18 protein-coding genes, 4 tRNA genes and 2 rRNA genes are annotated in these 21,722 nt (G+C 47.3%); 15 read left to right on the top strand and 9 right to left on the bottom strand.

What is annotated here, in order from left to right:
* Positions 1–93: 93 nt before the first annotated feature.
* The gene (gene trhA / locus OCV19_RS16100) at positions 94–747 is read left to right on the top strand and encodes a PAQR family membrane homeostasis protein TrhA (protein ID WP_048657830.1); all 654 of its coding nucleotides are present in this window, start codon (positions 94–96) and stop codon (positions 745–747) included.
* On the opposite strand, the gene OCV19_RS16095 is transcribed toward trhA, so the two are convergent.
* The 6 genes from OCV19_RS16095 to def form a co-directional block, all read right to left on the bottom strand.
* Positions 744–1,319, bottom strand: coding sequence for a DUF3157 family protein (locus OCV19_RS16095; protein WP_060983481.1), 576 nt, complete (start codon positions 1,317–1,319; stop codon positions 744–746). The genes trhA and OCV19_RS16095 overlap by 4 nt on opposite strands.
* 26 nt (positions 1,320–1,345) lie before the next feature.
* Positions 1,346–2,791, bottom strand: coding sequence for a TrkH family potassium uptake protein (locus tag OCV19_RS16090; protein ID WP_065676893.1), 1,446 nt, complete (start codon positions 2,789–2,791; stop codon positions 1,346–1,348).
* Positions 2,792–2,871: 80 nt separating this feature from the next.
* Positions 2,872–4,248 (bottom strand): Trk system potassium transporter TrkA, encoded by a 1,377-nt coding sequence (trkA, locus tag OCV19_RS16085; protein WP_004735766.1) that lies wholly within the window; start codon positions 4,246–4,248, stop codon positions 2,872–2,874.
* 109 nt (positions 4,249–4,357) lie between these two features.
* Positions 4,358–5,638, bottom strand: a complete 1,281-nt coding sequence (gene rsmB, locus OCV19_RS16080) for a 16S rRNA (cytosine(967)-C(5))-methyltransferase RsmB (RefSeq protein ID WP_017058774.1) — start codon at positions 5,636–5,638, stop codon at positions 4,358–4,360.
* A gap of 89 nt (positions 5,639–5,727) precedes the next feature.
* Entirely contained in the window at positions 5,728–6,675 is a 948-nt protein-coding gene (fmt, locus tag OCV19_RS16075; protein WP_017058773.1) for a methionyl-tRNA formyltransferase, read from the bottom strand.
* A 37-nt stretch (positions 6,676–6,712) separates the two neighbouring features.
* Positions 6,713–7,225 carry a peptide deformylase gene (gene def / locus OCV19_RS16070; protein WP_017058772.1) on the bottom strand — a complete coding sequence of 171 codons (513 nt, stop codon included), beginning with the start codon at positions 7,223–7,225 and terminating at the stop codon, positions 6,713–6,715.
* Positions 7,226–7,365: 140 nt separating this feature from the next.
* On the opposite strand from def, the gene OCV19_RS16065 reads away from it, so the two are divergent.
* The 4 genes from OCV19_RS16065 to OCV19_RS16050 are packed head-to-tail and all read left to right on the top strand — an operon-like array spanning position 7,366 to position 10,627.
* On the top strand, positions 7,366–8,457 hold the full coding sequence (locus OCV19_RS16065; protein ID WP_065676892.1) for a LysM peptidoglycan-binding domain-containing protein: 1,092 nt from the start codon (positions 7,366–7,368) through the stop codon (positions 8,455–8,457).
* Positions 8,454–9,566, top strand: coding sequence for a DNA-processing protein DprA (dprA, locus tag OCV19_RS16060; protein ID WP_065676891.1), 1,113 nt, complete (start codon positions 8,454–8,456; stop codon positions 9,564–9,566). The genes OCV19_RS16065 and dprA overlap by 4 nt, the downstream gene beginning before the upstream one ends.
* Before the next feature lie 2 nt (positions 9,567–9,568).
* Entirely contained in the window at positions 9,569–10,045 is a 477-nt protein-coding gene (locus OCV19_RS16055) for a DUF494 family protein (protein ID WP_029235873.1), read from the top strand.
* Between the two features lie 12 nt (positions 10,046–10,057).
* Positions 10,058–10,627 (top strand): DNA topoisomerase family protein, encoded by a 570-nt coding sequence (locus tag OCV19_RS16050; RefSeq protein ID WP_004735775.1) that lies wholly within the window; start codon positions 10,058–10,060, stop codon positions 10,625–10,627.
* Between the two features lie 105 nt (positions 10,628–10,732).
* On the opposite strand, the gene OCV19_RS16045 is transcribed toward OCV19_RS16050, so the two are convergent.
* Together OCV19_RS16045 and purE are read right to left on the bottom strand one after the other, a co-directional pair.
* On the bottom strand, positions 10,733–11,863 hold the full coding sequence (locus tag OCV19_RS16045) for a 5-(carboxyamino)imidazole ribonucleotide synthase (protein ID WP_065676890.1): 1,131 nt from the start codon (positions 11,861–11,863) through the stop codon (positions 10,733–10,735).
* Between the two features lie 5 nt (positions 11,864–11,868).
* Positions 11,869–12,354, bottom strand: a complete 486-nt coding sequence (gene purE, locus OCV19_RS16040; protein ID WP_004735777.1) for a 5-(carboxyamino)imidazole ribonucleotide mutase — start codon at positions 12,352–12,354, stop codon at positions 11,869–11,871.
* A gap of 195 nt (positions 12,355–12,549) precedes the next feature.
* Between purE and OCV19_RS16035 the strand changes: the two genes are divergently transcribed.
* From OCV19_RS16035 to OCV19_RS16020, 4 genes are all read left to right on the top strand, one after another.
* Positions 12,550–13,107 carry an L-threonylcarbamoyladenylate synthase gene (locus tag OCV19_RS16035; RefSeq protein ID WP_065676889.1) on the top strand — a complete coding sequence of 186 codons (558 nt, stop codon included), beginning with the start codon at positions 12,550–12,552 and terminating at the stop codon, positions 13,105–13,107.
* Positions 13,108–13,126: 19 nt separating this feature from the next.
* Complete coding sequence (gene hemF, locus OCV19_RS16030; protein WP_065676888.1) at positions 13,127–14,044, top strand: oxygen-dependent coproporphyrinogen oxidase; 918 nt, start codon at positions 13,127–13,129, stop codon at positions 14,042–14,044.
* 75 nt (positions 14,045–14,119) lie between these two features.
* A complete protein-coding gene (gene aroE / locus OCV19_RS16025) occupies positions 14,120–14,950 on the top strand; it encodes a shikimate dehydrogenase (RefSeq protein ID WP_065676887.1) in 831 nt (276 codons plus the stop codon).
* Between the two features lie 17 nt (positions 14,951–14,967).
* Positions 14,968–15,237 (top strand): DUF1488 family protein, encoded by a 270-nt coding sequence (locus OCV19_RS16020; RefSeq protein WP_065676886.1) that lies wholly within the window; start codon positions 14,968–14,970, stop codon positions 15,235–15,237.
* On the opposite strand, the gene OCV19_RS16015 is transcribed toward OCV19_RS16020, so the two are convergent.
* On the bottom strand, positions 15,234–15,779 hold the full coding sequence (locus OCV19_RS16015; protein WP_065676885.1) for a gamma carbonic anhydrase family protein: 546 nt from the start codon (positions 15,777–15,779) through the stop codon (positions 15,234–15,236). The two genes, OCV19_RS16020 and OCV19_RS16015, sit on opposite strands and share 4 nt — an antisense overlap.
* A 567-nt stretch (positions 15,780–16,346) precedes the next feature.
* Between OCV19_RS16015 and OCV19_RS16010 the strand changes: the two genes are divergently transcribed.
* The 6 genes from OCV19_RS16010 (at position 16,347) to OCV19_RS15985 (ending at position 21,631) form a co-directional block, all read left to right on the top strand.
* Positions 16,347–17,898: ribosomal RNA gene (locus OCV19_RS16010) — 16S ribosomal RNA — on the top strand.
* Between the two features lie 122 nt (positions 17,899–18,020).
* Positions 18,021–18,096, top strand: a tRNA-Glu gene (locus tag OCV19_RS16005).
* 2 nt (positions 18,097–18,098) lie between these two features.
* Positions 18,099–18,174, top strand: a tRNA-Lys gene (locus OCV19_RS16000).
* Positions 18,175–18,199: 25 nt separating this feature from the next.
* A tRNA-Ala gene (locus OCV19_RS15995) sits at positions 18,200–18,275 on the top strand.
* Positions 18,276–18,304: 29 nt separating this feature from the next.
* Positions 18,305–18,380: transfer RNA gene (locus tag OCV19_RS15990), tRNA-Val, on the top strand.
* 360 nt (positions 18,381–18,740) lie between these two features.
* Positions 18,741–21,631: ribosomal RNA gene (locus OCV19_RS15985) — 23S ribosomal RNA — on the top strand.
* Together the 16S and 23S rRNA genes with 4 tRNA genes alongside form the textbook arrangement of a ribosomal RNA operon.
* Positions 21,632–21,722 lie beyond the last annotated feature (91 nt).

The following is a 21,722-nucleotide window of genomic DNA, read 5'->3' as shown; positions in this document are numbered from 1 at the left end:
TGTCATAAAAGCTGTCATAAAAATTTAAGCTTACACGTGTAAGCTTAATGTGCAATACTAGGTCAATTGAACATTTACTCTAGTAGGATACTCATGTCTGCATCATCAGCTAGCGAATACAGCGACATCGAAGAACGCGCTAATGCGATAACCCACGGCTTGGGCGTCGTGCTTGGCGTTATTGGTCTGATCTTGCTACTGATTCGCGCGTTTGATTACCAAGCCGACATGTTGACGGTTGCCAGTATGACAATCTATGGCAGCAGCATTATCCTGCTCTTTCTTGCTTCCACGCTTTATCACTCGATCACCACAGAAAAAACCAAGCGTTTACTAAAAACCCTCGATCACTGTGCGATTTATTTACTGATCGCAGGTAGCTACACGCCGTTTTTATTGGTTGGCTTAAGAACCCCATTGGCGATGGGCTTGATGGCGGTTATTTGGGGAATTGCGCTGGTCGGTATCATCATGAAGATTGCCTTCGTTTACCGATTCAAGCGCTTATCGCTGTTCATTTACTTAGCGATGGGCTGGCTATCTTTGATTGTTGTTTATCAATTAGCGATGAACATCGATATAGGTGGTTTGGTGTTGCTGGCGGTTGGCGGGGTGATCTATTCGCTGGGTGTGATTTTCTATGTTGCAAAACGCATCCCTTACAACCATGCAATCTGGCACTTGTTTGTATTGGCGGGTTGCGCTTGCCATTTCTTCGCTATCTATCTGTACGTGACTCCGGTTTAGCGAGCCAGTACTTCAGTAATCTCAGCTTTAATCTGATATTCAGGGTGTTGTTCTAGGTCGATCTTGATTAGCTTGCCTTCTTCACCCGTCTTTGGTCGCAAGTATGTGTCAGCCATACGTTTGATTGATTTCCATACAGCAACTTCTTCTTCTGCCAACAACGTACCCTCTGCAGTAAATACGCTGATGTTAAGTGATACTAAAATGACAGCTTGAGTGCCTTGGTTGGTGATGGCTGTCGGAATGATAAGTTCACCACCTTCATAGCGACTTGCACCCAGTACAACATCCACTCCTGATTGAGACAGCTGTAAGCTTGGCTTTTTACTATTCACTACAATCGTAGTGCCACGCGTGTTCGTCGTAACTGGGACAGCGACTACGGGTACTGCTGCGACAGGCACGGCGATCTCTGAAGTTGTCGCTACTTCTTCCGCTTGTTTCTGTGCCACGTACTGCCACGTAAAGTCGTCTTTCAGCAGTACTTGTTTTCCATCTTGTAGAGTCACCATTTGGTCGGCGAAGGCTGAACTGCTCAGCAGTGCGCTTGCGATAAGTAGGTATGATTTCATCTCTGTTTCCTTAAATATTCGTGCAATTAGCGTCGCCAGAAGGCTGGGAAGAATAGAACGATCAGCGTCAGTATCTCGAGTCTTCCCATCAACATACCAAGGCTTAATAACCACTTTGCAGCGTCTGGCAGCGGCGCAAAATTCCCGGTTGGACCGATCACACTGCCCATGCCAGGACCAACGTTGGCAACGGCTGTGATAGCGCCAGATATGCTGGTCACAGGATCAAGTCCCATCGCACTCAAGCCACCTGCAATTAAGATAATCGTAATAAAGAACATCAAACCAAATGCGACCAGTGAGCGCACAATGTCGTCATTCACTGGGCGTTGGTTATAGCGCTGAACAAAGACACCCGATGGGTGGATCAGCTTCATCATTTGTTTATGAAGCATGGTCATCGCGATCTGGAAGCGGAAGATTTTGATACCGCCAGAGGTTGACCCCGAGCACGCGCCCGCCATCATTAAAAACGCAAACAAGGTGGTTGGCAGTGCGCCCCACGCGGTGAAGTCTTCTAAGCCAAAACCGGTTGTGGTGACGACTGACACTATGTTGAACATCGAAACACGCATCGCATCCATGATGGTGTAGTCATCCCTAACCACCAGCCATGTCGATATTACGGCACTGGTGACCAAAAATAGATACGTGAAACCTCTCACTTGAGCGTCTTTGTAGAGGATTGAGAGCTTTCTACCACGCAGTGCGCTAACAAACAGTAAGAATGGCAGACCACCAAGGAACATGAACAGGGTTCCCACCCAGTGAGCACTGTTAGAGAAGTGGTTCATTGAGCCATCTGAGGTTGAGTAACCACCCGTCGACAGTGTTGTGAAGGCGTGATTGATCGCATCAAAGATGCCCATGCCTGCAAACAGATAGCTAATGATGCACAAGCCAGTCAGAACCAGATAAACCGCCACGATGTTCTTCGCGACCGTTTTCGCTCGTGGGCTGCTTTTATCTGACCAATCGGAGGACTCGGTTTGGAATAGGCGCATACCACCGACGTTAAGCATTGGCAGAACCGCTACCGCCATAACGATGAAGCCGATGCCGCCTAACCATTGCAGTATAGAGCGCCACAACAGAATGCTTGGTGCCATGCTGTCTAAGCCGCTCAATACAGTTGAGCCAGTCGTGGTGATACCAGACATGGTTTCAAAGTAAGCGTCAGTGAAGCTGATGTGGTTGATGAAGACAAATGGCAGTGCAGCAAAGGCACTGGCAATCGTCCATACCAGAGAGGTGATCAGGAACATGTCCCGTACCCCAAGTCGGAACTTAGCTGAACGGCCTAAACTCAAGCAGATGAACGCCACTATGTGCGTGATCACTACCGACTGACCAAACTCGAGGAAGCCACCGGTGCCTGTAAAAAAGGCAACCAATGTAGGGATGTACATGAAAAGGGCGAGTTTTGATAACACTAACCCTATCACTAATAATATCGGACGAAAGTTGACCATAGCTTAATAGACCATCGCTTTGAGCCGGAGCATCATTCTCACAAGAAGAAGGTTGTGAGAACAAGCTTACGAGAACAAGGCTATAAGAAGAACGGGCTCGGTTGGAATAGAGACTCAACGTCAGGTACGTATTTCTTGTCCACTAGGAACATCACTACGTGGTCATCTTGTTCGATCACGGTTCTATCGTGCGCGATAAGCACCTCTTCTCCGCGAACAATCGCACCAATAGTGGTGCCCGGTGGTAGTTTGATGTCGCCAATCGCTCGGCCAACCACTTTCGATGTGGTTTCGTCACCGTGAGCAATCGCTTCGATCGCTTCAGCAGCGCCGCGACGCAGAGATGATACGTTTACAATATCAGCACGACGAACGTGAGTAAGCAGTGCAGAAATGGTCGCTTGTTGTGGCGAGATAGCAATATCAATCACACCACCCTGAACAAGGTCGACGTAAGCGCCACGCTGAATCAGCACCATTACTTTCTTGGCACCCATTCGCTTCGCCAGCATCGCAGACATGATGTTGGTTTCATCTTCATTGGTTAGGGCAATGAACACGTCCACCTGATCGATGTTCTCTTCGGTCAGCAGCTCTTGGTCGGCTGCATCACCACAGAATACGATGGTGTTTTCTAATTCTTCAGACAGCTTCTCGGCACGAGTGTAACTGCGCTCAATAAGCTTGATGCTGTAGCTCTGCTCAAGGCGTTTTGCCAAGCTTGCACCAATGTTACCACCACCGACAATCATGATGCGGCGGTACGGTTTCTCTAGGCGTTGTAGCTCACTCATTACTGAGCGGATGTGGTTACTTGCCGCTACAAAGAACACTTCATCATCAGCTTCAATGATGGTGGTACCCTGTGGGCGAATAGGGCGACCTTGACGGAAAATAGCGGCAACACGGGTATCAATGTGCGGCATGTGCTCACGCAAAGCAGACAGTGCGTTACCAACCAGTGGACCACCATAGTAGGCTTTTACTGCTACTAGGCTAACCTTCTGTTCAGCAAAGCTCACAACCTGCAGTGCGCCTGGGTATTGAATCAGGCGCTCGATGTAGCTGGTCACTAGCTCTTCGGGTGCTATCAGGTGATCGACTGGGATGGCACCTGATTTGAATAGCGCTTCTTTCTCTTCTAGGTATTGAGGAGAACGAATACGAGCAATTCGGTTCGGCGTATTGAAAAGAGAGAAAGCAACCTGACACGCAGCCATGTTGGTTTCATCCATGTTGGTTACAGCAACCAACATGTCGGCATCTTGCGCACCCGCTTCACGTAGTGTGTTTGGGTGGCTGGCATAACCGTTTACAACCCTAAGGTCGTACTTATCCTGAAGTTCACGAAGTCGGTCAGCGTTACGGTCGACAATGGTGATGTCGTTGTTTTCACCAACCAGGTTTTCAGCAAGGGTACCGCCAACTTGTCCAGCACCTAGGATAATGATCTTCATAGCCTTTCTCTTTTCTTTACCGTTGTAATTCTAGTTATCTAACTTTGTTTTGATAATGCACTAGAAAGAAACAGCGGCTAAGAAATAAATTCTTAGCCGCTGTTAGTTGTTATGCCTGTTTTACTAGAACTGCGTAGTAGAAGCCATCCATATCTTCTTCTCCAGGTAGTATTTGACGACCCGGATTTTCGATATCAGACCCAACCAGCGTTGCGTTCTCTGTACGTGCTAGGAATGCTTTCACTTGCAGCACGTTTTCTTGCGGCGTGATAGAACAAGTCGCATAAACCATGGTGCCGCCTTCTTTCAGCTGACGCCACATTGCATCCATAATCTCGCTTTGTAGTTCAGCCAGCGCATCAATGTCAGATGCACGACGTAGCCACTTGATGTCAGGGTGACGACGAATTACGCCTGTCGCTGAACAAGGTGCATCAAGTAGGATACGGTCGAACTTATCACCCATCCACCACTCTTCTGGGTAGCGAGCATCACCACAAATTACGTCGGCACGCAGTTGTAGGCGCTCGAGGTTATCGTAAACGCGGTCTAGACGTTTAATGTCGCAGTCAATCGCAACCACTTCAGTGTCTTGAGTGTGCTCAAGAATGTGTGCCGTTTTACCACCTGGTGCAGCACAACAATCTAAGATCAGCTCACCATCTTTTGGTGTTAGGTAATCAACCGAAAGCTGAGCGGCAGCGTCTTGCACTGATACCCAACCTCTGTCGAAGCCAGGAAGCAAAGTAACATCACAAGGTGCAGCTAATTTTATGGCATCGGCTGCTTCAGGGTGCAATGTGTATTCAATGTTTTCGTTTTTAAGCAGTTCAACATACTCGTCACGAGTGTGGTGTTGGCGGTTAACGCGCAGCCACATTGGTGCCTTGCTGTTGTTTGCTTCAACTAGTTGCTCCCATTGATCTGGGTAGCTCTCTTGAAGCATTTTTAGAATCCAACTTGGGTGTCCGTATTTGCCTGCATTGTGGCTAACGGCTTTCTCGTCTAGTTCTTCTTGGTCACGTAGGTAGCTACGTAGCACAGCGTTGATCAAACCACTCAGGCTTGGACCACGCAGTGTTTTAGTACCCTCAACCGTTTCAGCAACCGCGGCATGCGAAGGGATACGCATGAAGCTTAGTTGGTAAATGCCCACCAAGATTAGGTGGTGGAATACACGCTTTTTACCTTTAAGCGGGTTTTCCATCAGTTCGTTAGCGATTGACTCTAAACGAGGCAGGTAACGAAGTGCGCCGTAGCAAATCTCTTGCAGTAGAGCATGGTCTCGTGGACGGATCGTTTTTTGAGCCGCAGGGAGAGCGTGTGAAAGAGAGTGGCCTTTATCGACAACTTGGAATAGGACATTTGCAGCAGCAGCGCGAACATTCATGAGGGGTACCGAATATTTATTTGAATACATGAGGGCATCTCTGCCCTCGTAAAGGTTTTCTAAGCTGAATTAACAGCTTTAAAAGCGGATTAAGAAAGTTGAGTACCAACTTCAAACCAGCTTGCACGTGAGTTCAAGATATCCTGAACTGACATGGCTTTTTTACCTGGAACTTGCAGCTGTTCAAGAACAAGTACGCCTTGTCCTGTCGCTACGTAGATACCAGTTTTATCTGCTTGCAGAATAGTACCTGCAGGCTTATCAGAAGTTTGCTCGGCCACACGGCTTTGCCATACTTTAATGCTGTTCTCAGCAGCTTCAAAGTGGCTCATTGGCCATGGGTTGAAGGCACGAACGCAGCGCTCAATATGCGCAGCTTCATCACTCCAGTTGATACGCGCTTCTTCTTTGCTTAGCTTCTTCGCGTAGTTCGCAAGTTCGTCGTCTTGCTTTTCTGCAACTGCTTTGCCAGAAGCGATGTCAGCTAAACACTCAACAAGAGCGTCAGGGCCAAGGCCCGCTAACTTCTCGTACATTGATGCGCTGGTATCTGTCGCTTCGATAGGCAGCGTCGCGATACTTAGCATGTCGCCAGTATCTAGGCCGATATCCATCTGCATGATCGTCACGCCTGTCTCTTTATCACCCGCCCAAATAGAGCGTTGAATCGGAGCAGCACCACGCCAGCGAGGTAGGATAGAGCCATGTACGTTGATACAACCTAAGCGAGGCGTATCTAATACAACCTGCGGAAGCAATAAGCCGTAAGCGACAACAACCATGATGTCAGCGTTCAATTCAGCTAGCTCTTGCTTAGCTTCATCTGACTTGAAGTTTTCTGGTTGGTAAACCGGAATGTTATTTTCAAGTGCGATGTTTTTTACTGGGCTCGCAGTGAGTTTTTTACCGCGGCCTGCTGGGCGATCTGGCTGTGTGTAAACAGCAACAACTTCATGCTCCGAAGACAACAACGCCGCCAAGTGACGGGCGGCGAAATCCGGAGTACCTGCAAAGACAATTCTTAAAGACTGACTCAAGGTAGGCTTCCTTCTAATTTAGTAATAGCAGCGGTTATTAACCTTGTTTCTCGTTGAAACGTTTGATCTTCGCTAGCTTATCTTGGATACGTTTACGCTTTAGTGGCGATAGGTAATCAACAAACAACTTGCCTTCTAGGTGGTCAAGTTCGTGCTGAACACAGATAGCCAGAAGGTCGTCAGCGTCGAATGTGAATTCGTTGCCGTCACGGTCTAATGCTTTAACCGTTACTTCTGCAGCGCGAGGTACTAGAGCTCGAGCGCCTGGTACAGATAGGCAGCCTTCTTCGATTCCATCTTCGCCGCGCTTCTCAGTAATTTCAGGGTTGATAAGCACCATTGGCTCATCACGTGTTTCTGAAATATCGATAACAACGATGCGTTGGTGGAAATCTACTTGCGTTGCCGCAAGGCCGATACCTTCTTCGTCGTACATGGTTTCAATCATGTCATCAACGAACTTTTGAATCTCTGGGGTAACTTCTTTTACCGGTTTCGCCACGGTACGTAGACGATCATCTGGTAATGTTAATACTTGTAATACAGACATATACACTCGAAATATTGAACTGTGCCGAAACAGCTTAAACCTTGTTGGCTCAATTCTAGACATTTTAGAGGTCAAATGACAGCATCCTGAAGGTAATTCTCAAATCAGATGTCATATATTCAGACCAAGGAACCTAGGTCATGCGTCATTTTTCTCCCATTTTTTCTCTTGTTTGTGCCTCGCTTTCGTTCGCCGCTACGGCTGAAAATAGCGCTCAACCTTTAACCATTAAGCAGGGCGCACCTGAGGCGTATGTGGTGGTAAAGGGTGATACCTTATGGGATATATCTGCGATGTATCTCGATAGCCCGTGGTTATGGCCAAGGTTGTGGCAGGTAAACCCTGAGATAGAAAACCCTCATCTTATATACCCCGGAGATAAACTGTCTTTGGTTTGGATTAATGGTGAGCCGGTATTGAGTCTTAAACCGGTCATCAAGCTGAGCCCTAAGATTCGTGTTTCGGAGAAGAAAGCGGTGCCAACCGTCAATGAAGGATTGGTTCTTCCTTATCTACAATCTGACCGCTTGGTTGAGCAGCAAGATATCCAGTCAGCGCAACGAGTGTTAGGGACCAGTGATGGCAAACGCTTCTTATCGGGTGAAGACCGATTGTTTATTTCGGGAAACCAGCAGCATCAAAAATGGGGTATCTACCGTGCCGTCGAGACTTATCAAAGGCAACAACCTCAAGCGAGTATTACCTCTTTGCGTTTGGTCGCCACGGCGCGCTTGAAAGAGGTGGATGCTGAGTTCAGTAGTTTACAGATAGAGACTCAACTGCAAGAGGTGTTACTTAATGACCTCGTGTTACCTGAACTTGGCGTTGATCAGGTGAAGCTCTCAACCACATTTTATCCAGCGCCTAGTGCTGCGGGGCAGTTTGCTAATATCTTGGGTTCATTAGATGGCAGCCAATACAGCGCAAAGAATCAAGTGATCGTTATTAATAAAGGCTCACAGGACAATCTTCGCCAAGGCTCTATGTTTACGCTCAGTGAAAGCGGAGCTGTGGTGTTTGGTAAGCAAGGTGAATACAGCTACAAAGAGTCTGCGGCGAGCGATAAGGTGCAGCTGCCAAGTACCTCACTTGGTAGTTTGATGGTCATTCGCCCTTATGAGTATTTTAGCTTGGCCTTGATCACTCAGAGCTCAAAACCGGTTAGTAATGATATTCTGGCGGTATCACCTTTGGATCTGGCTTTGAAGGAAGAAGCTAAGGGCACCGAGTGAATGAGCAACAACTGAGTGCTTGGTTAACTCTAAGTTTTGTTCCGCAATTGGGTGGCAAGCGCCTTTCTCGACTGCTGAGTATTGATTCCCCTTTGAATATTGTTGGTTACTCAAGTCAGCAACTGCAAGCGCTTGGTTTGTCTGCTAAGCAGATCTCCTACTTAAGACAGCAAGCTCCTAGAGAAGTGGAGGCTTGCTTAGCGTGGCTAGCAAGGCAGTCCAACCATCACATCATTACCCCTAATTGCCCTCATTATCCCAAACTGCTGAATGAGACAGCCTCCGCGCCAAGCGTGCTTTTCGTTAAGGGGCACGTTGAAAAACTGATTGAGCCTCAAATCGCTATGGTCGGCAGTCGTAACGCCAGTCTCGAAGGGCTGCAAACCGCGAAGTCCTTCGCCAAAGAGTTTGTCCAAAACGGTTTGATTGTCACCAGTGGCTTAGCGCTCGGTATTGATGGTTATGCTCATGATGGTGCTCTAGATAAAGGAGGGGAAACTTTTGCTGTATTGGGTTCTGGCTTGGATTCCATTTACCCTGCACGTCACCGAAATCTAGCGGATAAAATTTGTGAGAATGGTGCGCTGATCTCAGAGTTCCGTCCAAGCGCTAAACCTCGACCTGAACATTTCCCTCGGCGTAACCGTATTATAAGTGGGTTGTCTTTGGGGACTCTTGTTGTTGAGGCGGCTGAGAAAAGCGGTTCTCTGATTACGGCGCGTTATGCGATGGAGCAAGGTCGCGAAGTGTTTGCACTTCCCGGTTCGATTCATAACCCAACCAGTCGCGGAGGCAACAGTCTAATTAAGGCAGGAGCATGTTTGGTACAGAGCGCTCAAGATGTTCTAATTGAAATAAAGAGTCTGTTAGACTGGTCCATAGATCAGCAGCCCAGTTTGTTCGAACCTACGCCGAACAAGAGTGAAAATGAACAATTGCCATTTCCACAGCTGTTAGCTAACGTAGGATTAGAGGCGACACCCGTTGATATTTTGGCACAGAGAACCCATATACCTGTGCATGAGGTCATGATGCAGCTTTTAGAGCTTGAGCTCTCAGGGCATGTTGTTGCAGTTTCCGGTGGCTATATTCGAAAGGGGAGAGGCTAGCTATGATGATGGACATACTGATGTACTTGTTTGAAACCTACATCCATAGCGATTCTGAATTGCAGGTGGATCAAGACGAACTGGAAGATGAGCTTCTTCGAGCAGGGTTTCACCAAGATGATATTTATAAGGCCCTCCATTGGTTAGAAGATCTTGCTGCACTGCAAGATACCGACAACCAAGCGGCGATTACTATGTGCTCCAATACCTCGATGCGTGTTTATACCAGTCGAGAGATTTCACGTATTAATATGGAGTGTCGAGGTTTCTTACTGTTCCTAGAACAGATCAACGTACTCACGACAGAGATTCGTGAAATGGTGATTGATCGTGTGATGGGGCTTGAGACCAACGAATTTGAATTGGATGATCTGAAATGGATTATCTTAATGGTGCTATTTAATGTGCCGGGTAATGAAAGTGCTTACACGCAAATGGAAGAGCTGTTGTACACCAAAGAGCAAGGTATCTTGCATTAATACAGGCTTGTCATGAGTAGTAAGATTGATAATCAGCTTTTTTCAGCACATGAACATGCATTAGAGCATGAACCATGTCCACAGTGTGGTGGAGAGCTTCAGCTTCGCCATGGTAAGCACGGTCCATTTTTAGGCTGTAAACAGTATCCGAGCTGTGATTACATCAAGCCGTTGCATCAAAACGATGGCCACGTGGTGAAAGAGCTGGGGGTGCCGTGTCCTAAATGCCAAAACGAATTGGTATTAAGGCAAGGCCGCTTTGGGATGTTCATTGGTTGTAGCAGCTACCCAACGTGTAATCACATCGAATCTTTGGATCAACCAAAAGAACAACCTGAAGAGCAGCCACTCGTTGCTTGTCCTGAGTGCGGCAGAGGCCATTTGGTTGAGCGTAAATCTCGCTATGGCAAAACCTTCTATGCGTGTGATAACTACCCTAAGTGTAAGTTCGCAGTTAACCAACCACCAGTTATAGGTCGTTGTGAAGAGTGCCAGTTCCCGTTGTTACTTGAGAAGAAAACAGCCAGTGGTACCAAAAAACAATGTGCTGATCGCAAGTGTCATCACATTCAATCTCAGTAGTCATGTTAATCACAGTAAGTGAATGACCAGAAACAAAAAAACGGCGCTCAATGAGCGCCGTTTCTATATCCAATGAACTTTTTATATCAATAAACCAATGTAGGCTTACTTCATCTGCTCAGCAAACTTATGCACAGCAGGGTAGGCTTGCTTATCAAGAATGTCAGCCAATGAGCACAATGCTCTTTGTAGCTCTGCGTTGTAGTCAGCGCTCACGTTAATGTGGCCCATCTTACGACCTGCACGCTTCTCTTTGCCATACCAATGAACATGACAACCACCTTGAGCAAGAATTGCCTCAGGTAGGGTATCTTCACCAAGAATGTTGATCATTGCGGTTGGACGAATCAGTTTAGTGCTGCCTAGTGGCATACCACATACGGCACGTAGGTGGTTCTCAAACTGACAAGTTTCAGCGCCTTGCTGCGTCCAGTGGCCAGAGTTATGAACACGTGGTGCAATCTCATTCACCAGCAGTGAACCTTGAACATCAAAGAACTCTAGCGCGAGTACGCCAACGTAATCCAAACGCTCTGCAACTGCGGTGAACATGGTTTTTGCTTGCTCTTGCAGTTCAATGTCGTCAATGGCTGTTGATAAGCTCAACACGCCGTCGGTGTGAACATTCTCAGCCAGTGGATACACTTGAATCTCGCCATTGATACCACGGGCACCAACCAGTGATACTTCGCGGTCAAACGGAACAAACTCTTCAGCCACAATGGCTTGGTTGTCTGTTGCGGCAATGCACTCAGCCATTTCTGCCCAAGTCGCGTCAACATTGTCTAATGTCTTTAAGCGCCATTGGCCCTTGCCGTCGTAGCCGCCAAGTGTACTCTTCAACACCATTGGCAAGCCAACGTGAGCAATTGCAGCGTCAAAGTCTTCGCGAGAGTTGATCACGTAGTACTTAGCGTTTTTCACGTTTGCTTCGTCTAACAGAGCTTTTTCAAGGCGACGGTCACCGCCAGCTTTGATTGCTTCTGTTGTCGGTAAGAACTTACCGCTGCGTTCACACAACTCAAGTACATCGTGAGGAATATGTTCGAATTCAGCAGTAATGACGTCCGCACGCTCTATCGCATTTTCTAAGCCGTTACCTAGAATCGCTTGCGTAAATGGGTGAACAATATTTTTGCTGCCAACATCAAAAGCAGAAGTTTCAATATTCAGCGGTGCCCCAGCTAGGGACATCATGCGAGCAAGTTGGCCCGCGCCTAACACAAGAACATGCATGGGAATTAGTCCTCTGCAGGGTTTGGATTAGCAAGTACCGTTTCTGTTTGCTCAGAGCGGAACGCTTCTACTTTCGCCATTACTTCTTCATTGTGTGTACCAATGATTTGAGCCGCTAGGATGCCGGCATTGGCAGCGCCAGCTTCACCGATAGCCAAAGTACCTACCGCAATACCTTTTGGCATCTGCACGATAGAAAGCAGAGAGTCCATGCCTTTCAGTGCTTTAGACTGAACTGGAACACCCAGAACTGGTACGCTTGTGAAAGCAGCCGCCATGCCCGGAAGGTGCGCTGCACCGCCAGCACCAGCAATAATCACTTTAATACCGCGCTCTTTCGCACTGGTTGCGTAGTCTGCAAGCAACTGAGGTGTGCGGTGAGCAGAAACCACTTTTGTTTCGTACGCCACGCCAAACTGATCCAACATTTCTGCAGCTAGCTTCATTGTTGGCCAATCAGATTTAGAACCCATGATAATACCGACAGTCATCTCAAACTCCTTCAGGTACGATTTAATTAGTGATTAGATATTTTGCGCGCATTATACGGGTAAAATTGCTTAAGGAAAACGTTTGCGTCAGTCTAAGTTGTTAATTGATACATTTTATAAACAAATAGCTTTAGTCACAGTGAATGATAATTTGTACACTTAGTGAGTTAGATAACTGAATTAATGAGGCAACCCGTGGATAACTTTCAACATACTTTGCAGGCATTACAACAAGGTGAAGTCATTGCTTACCCGACCGAAGGCGTTTTTGGGGTCGGTTGTGATCCCGATAATCCACAAGCCATCAAGAAATTACTCGACCTAAAACAACGACCGATCGAGAAAGGGTTGATCTTAATTGCTGCGAGTTACGAGCAACTGTTACCTTACATTGATGAAAGCCAATTGACGGAAGAACAGTTGGCAACAGTGAAATCGACATGGCCAGGTCCTGTCACTTGGATCATGCCAACCAGCAGCAAAGTTACTGACTGGGTAAGTGGTCAGTTTGATTCCATCGCGGTACGAGTGACTGATCACCCTTTAGTTCAAAGAATGTGTAGTGAATTCGGTAAGCCGTTAACCTCGACCAGTGCTAACCTGACAGGTGAACCGCCTTGTATGACGACTGAAGAAGTTAAGCAGCAACTTGGCCAACATTTGGTGGCTATTTTAGAAGGCCAAACGGGTGGTCGTGAGAAGCCAAGCGAAATTAGAGATGCAAAAACGTCGAAAATATTAAGACAGGGTTAAACCCTGCAGAGGAAGAAAGATGTCAGCAATTGATAAAGAAGCAGTAAAACAGTTTTTACTGAGCCTACAAGATTCGATTTGCCAGCAGCTTGAGCAAGCTGATGGTACTGCACTGTTTGAAGAAGATGCATGGCAGCGTGAGCCTGGCGAGCGCCTTGGTGGCGGTGGTCGAACTCGTGTGATGACCAACGGTGCGGTATTTGAGCAAGGTGGGGTTAACTTCTCTCACGTAGCGGGTAAGGCTATGCCTGCCTCAGCTACAGCTCATCGCCCTGAATTGGCCGGACGTAAGTTTGAGGCTATGGGGGTTTCGTTAGTTATCCACCCTAAAAACCCATATATCCCAACCTCACACGCGAACGTTCGATTTTTCATAGCAGAAAAAGAAGGGGAAGACCCGATTTGGTGGTTTGGTGGTGGTTTTGACTTAACGCCATTTTATCCTGTCGACGAAGACTGCCAATCTTGGCATCAAACAGCCAAAGATCTTTGTGCGCCATTTGGTGACGATGTTTATCAAGAGCACAAAGAGTGGTGTGATAAGTACTTCTATCTTCCACATAGAGATGAAACACGTGGTGTGGGTGGTTTGTTCTTTGATGACTTAAATGAGTGGGGTTTCGATAAGAGCTTTGCTTACATGCAGGCGGTCGGTGAAGGCTTTGCTGCGGCGTACTTACCAATTGTAGAACGACGCAAAGAGACACCTTATGGCGAACGTGAGCGTGACTTCCAACTATACCGTCGTGGCCGCTATGTTGAATTTAACCTAGTGTATGACCGTGGCACCCTATTTGGTCTACAAAGCGGTGGTCGCACAGAGTCTATATTAATGTCGATGCCGCCATTGGCTCGTTGGGAATACCGCTACGAACCACAAGCGGGTTCACCAGAAGCTCGGCTTTATAGCGACTACCTAAAGCCTCGAGTTTGGTAGTTCTTCCTTCCTTATAGGGATAGTGATAGGGTCATCTATATAGATGACCCTTTTTTATTTCTGTTAGGTAAGGATATGACACAGCAAGTAGATCGTTATGCCGTTTTCGGTAACCCTATTGGGCAAAGCAAATCGCCATTCATTCACACATTATTTGCTCGCCAAACCAGCCAACAACTTACCTATACAGCACTCCAGCCAGAACAAGGTGAATTCATCACTGCTGCTCAAGCATTTTTTAGTGAAGGTGGGAGAGGGTGTAATGTCACTGCGCCATTTAAAGAAGATGCTTATCAGTTCGCTAATCGCCTGACTGAGAGAGCTGAACTAGCAGGTGCCGTAAACACACTTAAGAAGCTAGATGATGGAGAGATCATTGGTGATAACACCGATGGTGAAGGTTTAGTTCAAGACCTTCTTCAACATCAAGTTGCGTTAAAAGGAGCTCGCGTTCTTCTTCTTGGCGCTGGTGGTGCTGCGAGAGGAGTGATTCAACCTCTTCTCGATCAAAAGCCACAACAGCTGGTGGTCGCTAATCGAACCTGCTCCAAGGCTGAACTTCTGGCTGAGATGTTTTCGTCGCATGGAAATATCAAAGGTATAGGGTTAAGTGATGTTAATGAAGGTTTTGATGTCATTATTAACTCGACCTCATCTGGTCTAAGTGGGCAGCTTCCTGAAGTGTCTGATGCTATTTTCAATTCTACTAGCGCCGTTTATGACATGGTTTATGGATCGGGAACCACAGTATTCAATCAATGGGCATTAGATAATGGTGTTCATGCTGCTTATGATGGTTTGGGTATGTTGGTGGGGCAGGCAGCAGAAAGCTTTATGCTTTGGCGTGGTCTTCGTCCGGGAACAAAACAGATTTTAAGAGAATTACGTAAAAACCTAGAGATGTAATGAGGTGTTTATAAAAAATGAATCAATCAATTCTATTTTCTGATATCCAAGATTGGGATGAAGAGAATCAATCAATCACCTTCCCAGCACAGCAGTCGGGCGCACTGATTGAGTGTGTAATGTCTATTGAAGAGTTGTCTCGATTGGCAGGCAAAGATATAGAAGAAGGCGATCAAGCTTTAGTTATCTTTTCAGAGTTACGTTTCGATATTGAAGAGCTAGCTGAAGAGTTAATAGAAGAAGAGGAGTATGACTCCTCTAATCGGATCCAAATCAAAGCGCTTTAGACTGGAAGTACAGAGTCTAGATAGTCGTTTTTATTCTGAACATAGTTGTCAGCTGACTTCTGTAAAAAAGCACGCTCTTTATCGTTTAATGAGCGTGCTTGTTTTACCGGGCTTCCTACATAGAGATAACCGCTTTCAAGTACCTTGTTCGGTGGCACTAAGCTACCAGCACCAATCATCACTTCTTCTTTAATAATCACGCCATCAAGCACAATAGCTCCCATACCCACAAGTACACGATCTTCAATCGTGCAGCCATGCAGCATTACTTTATGACCGATAGTGACATCATTGCCTATTAATAGAGGGTAACCCTCAGGGTTTTCTGCATTCTTATGGGTGACGTGCAAGACACTACCATCTTGGATATTCGTTCTCTCTCCAATATGAATGTGGTTCACATCCCCTCGAGCTGCAACCAAAGGCCACACGCTAGAGTCGTTACCGATTTTGATATCACCAACCAGTACCGAACTTGTATCTATATAGACACCTTGCCCAATCTGAGGGGATATTCCTTTATAACTGCGTATTGAACTCATAAATCCTCCTTTATATAGGCACCTTAAGCTCTTAATTAAGGGGAATACTAGTGAAAATGGAGTGTTTTGAACAAAAAACGCTCGAACAATCAAAAAAGTAAGAAAAACTTCAAAAAGGGCTTGCCAGTGTGATCGAAATCTCTATAATGCCACCTCGCTGACACGGGATGGCTTCGTAAGAAACCAAAACGAATCAGCAGGTCAAATTAGCCAAGCTAAGCGCTTGAAAAAAGTTTTGAAAATAGTGGTTGACACTAAAACTTAAATCGCTAAAATGGCCGTCCGATTTGAGCGAAGCTCAAAAAGGAAAAGCTCTTTAACAATTTAAACCTATCAATCTGTGTGGGCACTCGTTGATGAATATCAAAACGTTTTATCGTTAGATAAAACAGATTCTTCGGAATCAAAATTGATTTCAATGAACTGAGTGACCAATACAAATAACTTCGGTTATTTGGCACAGTCAATTCATTATCATTCTGTTGGAATGGTAATAGCTTTAGAATTACATGTTTACTTCGGTAAATATTAGTTTTGAAGTCAGTATTCGTTGAGTCACAAAATCTTAAATTGAAGAGTTTGATCATGGCTCAGATTGAACGCTGGCGGCAGGCCTAACACATGCAAGTCGAGCGGAAACGACACTAACAATCCTTCGGGTGCGTTAATGGGCGTCGAGCGGCGGACGGGTGAGTAATGCCTAGGAAATTGCCTTGATGTGGGGGATAACCATTGGAAACGATGGCTAATACCGCATAATGCCTACGGGCCAAAGAGGGGGACCTTCGGGCCTCTCGCGTCAAGATATGCCTAGGTGGGATTAGCTAGTTGGTGAGGTAATGGCTCACCAAGGCGACGATCCCTAGCTGGTCTGAGAGGATGATCAGCCACACTGGAACTGAGACACGGTCCAGACTCCTACGGGAGGCAGCAGTGGGGAATATTGCACAATGGGCGAAAGCCTGATGCAGCCATGCCGCGTGTATGAAGAAGGCCTTCGGGTTGTAAAGTACTTTCAGTTGTGAGGAAGGGGGTAGTGTTAATAGCGCTATCTCTTGACGTTAGCAACAGAAGAAGCACCGGCTAACTCCGTGCCAGCAGCCGCGGTAATACGGAGGGTGCGAGCGTTAATCGGAATTACTGGGCGTAAAGCGCATGCAGGTGGTTCATTAAGTCAGATGTGAAAGCCCGGGGCTCAACCTCGGAACTGCATTTGAAACTGGTGAACTAGAGTACTGTAGAGGGGTAGAATTTCAGGTGTAGCGGTGAAATGCGTAGAGATCTGAAGGAATACCAGTGGCGAAGGCGGCCCCCTGGACAGATACTGACACTCAGATGCGAAAGCGTGGGGAGCAAACAGGATTAGATACCCTGGTAGTCCACGCCGTAAACGATGTCTACTTGGAGGTTGTGGCCTTGAGCCGTGGCTTTCGGAGCTAACGCGTTAAGTAGACCGCCTGGGGAGTACGGTCGCAAGATTAAAACTCAAATGAATTGACGGGGGCCCGCACAAGCGGTGGAGCATGTGGTTTAATTCGATGCAACGCGAAGAACCTTACCTACTCTTGACATCCAGAGAAGCCAGCGGAGACGCAGGTGTGCCTTCGGGAACTCTGAGACAGGTGCTGCATGGCTGTCGTCAGCTCGTGTTGTGAAATGTTGGGTTAAGTCCCGCAACGAGCGCAACCCTTATCCTTGTTTGCCAGCGAGTAATGTCGGGAACTCCAGGAGACTGCCGGTGATAAACCGGAGGAAGGTGGGGACGACGTCAAGTCATCATGGCCCTTACGAGTAGGGCTACACACGTGCTACAATGGCGCATACAGAGGGCAGCAAGCTAGCGATAGTGAGCGAATCCCAAAAAGTGCGTCGTAGTCCGGATTGGAGTCTGCAACTCGACTCCATGAAGTCGGAATCGCTAGTAATCGTGAATCAGAATGTCACGGTGAATACGTTCCCGGGCCTTGTACACACCGCCCGTCACACCATGGGAGTGGGCTGCAAAAGAAGTGGGTAGTTTAACCTTTCGGGGAGGACGCTCACCACTTTGTGGTTCATGACTGGGGTGAAGTCGTAACAAGGTAGCCCTAGGGGAACCTGGGGCTGGATCACCTCCTTATACGAAGATATACACGATGAGTACCCACACAGATTGATTAGGTTTAGAAAAGCAAAGAGATGAAGAACTCCCAAGTTCTTCGAAGTTTGTTTCTACTTTTTAAAGTAGAGATGAATTGCAGTGTCCCGTTCGTCTAGAGGCCTAGGACACCGCCCTTTCACGGCGGTAACAGGGGTTCGACTCCCCTACGGGATACCATTGGGTCGTTAGCTCAGTTGGTAGAGCAGTTGACTTTTAATCAATTGGTCGCAGGTTCGAATCCTGCACGACCCACCATTTCCTCCCAAGGAAATAAAAATATGGGGCTATAGCTCAGCTGGGAGAGCGCCTGCCTTGCACGCAGGAGGTCTGCGGTTCGATCCCGCATAGCTCCACCATTCCTTCCATAAGGAATTAAAACTTTTATGGGCGATTAGCTCAGTTGGGAGAGCACCTGCCTTACAAGCAGGGGGTCACTGGTTCGAGCCCGGTATCGCCCACCATCTTTAAGCATTCTCGTAAGAGAGTATTTAAAAATGGGTTTAAAAGTTTAACACTTAAAACTCTTGCTCTTTAACAATTTGGAAAGCTGACTGATTGATTACTTACGAGTAATTCAATCAAATTTAAAAGTTCTCAATGTTTATCTGCTCTTAGTTAATAAGAACGGTATAAACACAACAAACACATTCAAGTGTCTTGTATTCGAATCAATGTTTACATTGATTCACAATTGAGTCCGGCAAACAGTTATCAGGAATTAACCCTTCTTGATGACAACCAAAAACCTTGGTTAGTTGCCATACGCTTATTTGTCTTCACTTTTTAAAGTGAAAGCAAATAGAAACCCTTTCGGGTTGTATGGTTAAGTGACTAAGCGTACACGGTGGATGCCTTGGCAGTCAGAGGCGATGAAAGGCGTAATAACTTGCGATAAGCCCAGATTAGGTAGTAATAACCTTTTGAGTCTGGGATTCCTGAATGGGGAAACCCACTTACATAAGTAAGTATCCTGTTGTGAATACATAGCAACAGGAGGCAAACCGGGGGAACTGAAACATCTAAGTACCCCGAGGAAGAGAAATCAACCGAGATTCCGAAAGTAGCGGCGAGCGAAATTGGATTAGCCCTTAAGCTTTTAATGATGCAGGTGAAGAGTCTGGAAAGTCTCGCAATAAAGGGTGATAGCCCCGTAACCGACACATCATAATCAGTGAAAACGAGTAGGGCGGGACACGTGATATCCTGTCTGAATATGGGGGGACCATCCTCCAAGGCTAAATACTACTGACTGACCGATAGTGAACCAGTACCGTGAGGGAAAGGCGAAAAGAACCCCTGTGAGGGGAGTGAAATAGAACCTGAAACCGTGTACGTACAAGCAGTAGGAGCACCTTCGTGGTGTGACTGCGTACCTTTTGTATAATGGGTCAGCGACTTAATTTTAGTAGCAAGGTTAACCGTTTAGGGAGCCGTAGGAAACCGAGTCTTAACTGGGCGTACAGTTGCTAGGATTAGACCCGAAACCAGGTGATCTAGCCATGGGCAGGTTGAAGGTTGAGTAACATCAACTGGAGGACCGAACCGACTAATGTTGAAAAATTAGCGGATGACTTGTGGCTAGGGTGAAAGGCCAATCAAACCTGGAGATAGCTGGTTCTCCCGAAAGCTATTTAGGTAGCGCCTCGGACGAATACTACTGGGGGTAGAGCACTGTTAAGGCTAGGGGGTCATCCCGACTTACCAACCCTTTGCAAACTCCGAATACCAGTAAGTACTATCCGGGAGACACACGGCGGGTGCTAACGTCCGTCGTGGAGAGGGAAACAACCCAGACCGCCAGCTAAGGTCCCAAAGTATAGCTAAGTGGGAAACGATGTGGGAAGGCTCAGACAGCCAGGATGTTGGCTTAGAAGCAGCCATCATTTAAAGAAAGCGTAATAGCTCACTGGTCGAGTCGGCCTGCGCGGAAGATGTAACGGGGCTAAGCTATACACCGAAGCTGCGGCTACGTACCTTAGGGTATGTGGGGTAGGGGAGCGTTCTGTAAGCCGTTGAAGGTGGTCTGTAAGGGCTGCTGGAGGTATCAGAAGTGCGAATGCTGACATGAGTAACGATAAAGGGAGTGAAAAACTCCCTCGCCGGAAGACCAAGGGTTCCTGTCCAACGTTAATCGGGGGCAGGGTAAGTCGACTCCTAAGGCGAGGCCGAAAGGCGTAGTCGATGGGAAACGGGTTAATATTCCCGTACTTCTTACAATTGCGATGGGGGGGACGGAGAAGGCTAGGTGGGCCTGGCGACGGTTGTCCAGGTTCAAGTACGTAGGCGGGTGGTTTAGGTAAATCCGGACCGCTACTAACGCTGAGATACGATGTCGAGCTACTACGGTAGTGAAGTCATTGATGCCATGCTTCCAGGAAAAGCCTCTAAGCTTCAGATTGTAAGGAATCGTACCCCAAACCGACACAGGTGGTCGGGTAGAGAATACCAAGGCGCTTGAGAGAACTCGGGTGAAGGAACTAGGCAAAATGGTACCGTAACTTCGGGAGAAGGTACGCTCTTATCAGTGAAGTCCCTTGCGGATGGAGCAGACGAGAGTCGCAGATACCAGGTGGCTGCAACTGTTTATTAAAAACACAGCACTGTGCAAAATCGTAAGATGACGTATACGGTGTGACGCCTGCCCGGTGCCGGAAGGTTAATTGATGGGGTTAGACTTCGGTCGAAGCTCTTGATCGAAGCCCCGGTAAACGGCGGCCGTAACTATAACGGTCCTAAGGTAGCGAAATTCCTTGTCGGGTAAGTTCCGACCTGCACGAATGGCGTAATGATGGCCACGCTGTCTCCACCCGAGACTCAGTGAAATTGAAATCGCTGTGAAGATGCAGTGTACCCGCGGCTAGACGGAAAGACCCCGTGAACCTTTACTACAGCTTGGCACTGAACATTGAACCTACATGTGTAGGATAGGTGGGAGACTTTGAAACCGCGTCGCTAGATGTGGTGGAGTCGTCCTTGAAATACCACCCTTGTAGTTTTGATGTTCTAACGTTGGCCCCTGAATCGGGGTTACGGACAGTGCCTGGTGGGTAGTTTGACTGGGGCGGTCTCCTCCCAAAGAGTAACGGAGGAGCACGAAGGTGGGCTAAACACGGTTGGACATCGTGTGGTTAGTGCAATGGCATAAGCCCGCTTGACTGCGAGAATGACAATTCGAGCAGGTGCGAAAGCAGGTCATAGTGATCCGGTGGTTCTGAATGGAAGGGCCATCGCTCAACGGATAAAAGGTACTCCGGGGATAACAGGCTGATACCGCCCAAGAGTTCATATCGACGGCGGTGTTTGGCACCTCGATGTCGGCTCATCACATCCTGGGGCTGAAGTCGGTCCCAAGGGTATGGCTGTTCGCCATTTAAAGTGGTACGCGAGCTGGGTTTAGAACGTCGTGAGACAGTTCGGTCCCTATCTGCCGTGGGCGTTGGAAAATTGAAAGGGCTGCTCCTAGTACGAGAGGACCGGAGTGGACGAACCTCTGGTGTTCGGGTTGTCATGCCAATGGCATTGCCCGGTAGCTAAGTTCGGAATCGATAACCGCTGAAAGCATCTAAGCGGGAAGCGAGCCTTGAGATGAGTTTTCCCTGGCGCTATAAGCGTCCTAAAGGGTTGTCGTAGACTACGACGTTGATAGGCAGGGTGTGTAAGTGCTGCGAGGCATTGAGCTAACCTGTACTAATTGCCCGTGAGGCTTAACCATACAACACCCAAGGGGTTTTGTGGACTCAAAGACAGACCTTGAATGAGTTTGAAGAGAGACTTTTAAATCAGTTTTCCAGATTATTTTGCCT

The organism is Vibrio celticus (assembly GCF_024347335.1).
Lineage (GTDB): Bacteria > Pseudomonadota > Gammaproteobacteria > Enterobacterales > Vibrionaceae > Vibrio > Vibrio celticus.
The sequence above is the reverse complement of the archived record's forward strand: the minus strand, read 5'-3'. Positions and strand labels throughout refer to the sequence as shown.